The organism is Paenibacillus oleatilyticus (genome assembly GCF_018998565.1).
GTDB classification, from domain to species: Bacteria; Bacillota; Bacilli; order Paenibacillales; family NBRC-103111; genus Paenibacillus_G; species Paenibacillus_G oleatilyticus.
Genome location: NZ_JAHNZO010000211.1, coordinates 1 through 317 on the forward strand (window position 1 = coordinate 1; position 317 = coordinate 317).

Annotated in this window: 1 protein-coding gene; it reads right to left on the minus strand. The window is 58.4% G+C overall.

Translation table 11 applies throughout. From position 1 onward, the window contains the following. A partial coding sequence (locus tag KQX66_RS39190; protein WP_498047244.1) for a glycoside hydrolase occupies positions 1–298 on the minus strand: 298 nt, incomplete at its 3' end. Between the last annotated feature and the right edge of the window lie 19 nt (positions 299–317).

Here is a 317-nt window from a genome sequence, read left to right on the forward strand (position 1 = left end):
GGCTGCGGGTGGTCTGAACGTCGCTGAACTTCAGATTGTCGTAATTCCAGTGGTGGCTGCTGACGATAGCATCGTGGAAAACGGCCTGGTACAGCGGCAGGCGGTAACGCGGATCGAATTCGACGGTACGGTAGGGCTGTTTCACTTTGGCGGGGCGGAAGAAAAACGCCGGTTGGGCGTTGGGCCACCAAGCGCCGAGATAATAGGGCGAGGATTTATCCTGATTCATCTGTTTATCTCCCCAGCCGAATCCCCAGGTTTCCATGCCGTGGGCGAACATCAGGCTGCGCGCGGTCACTGCGTTGCCGTCCTCTGAG